We start from the raw sequence: 278 nt of genomic DNA on the forward strand, positions 1-278 counted from the left end.
GCACCCCGACCAGATCGACATCCAGATACGGAGCCAACGCCGACCGGCACTCCGCCAGAGCGGCGTCGAACACCGGCGCACGACCCACCAGACCCGCCGCCATCCGCACCGACTGCGCACCCTGACCCGGGAACACGAACACCGGACCACCCGGCCGCGCCGCCGCACCCGTCACCACCGACGACGACGGCACACCCCCCGCCACCGCGTCCAGACCCGACAGCAGCTCCTCGGCGGAGGAGCCGACGACGACCGCCCGCTGCTCGAACGCGGACCGG

At 73.7% G+C, this 278-nt stretch carries 1 protein-coding gene; it reads right to left on the reverse strand.

Annotated features, from left to right (window positions below):
* On the reverse strand, positions 1-278 hold a 278-nt coding region (locus tag B1205_RS29910), incomplete at both ends, for a hypothetical protein (protein ID WP_176308709.1).

It is taken from the genome of Micromonospora sp. NBS 11-29 (assembly GCF_002140155.1).
Lineage (GTDB): Bacteria > Actinomycetota > Actinomycetes > Mycobacteriales > Micromonosporaceae > Micromonospora.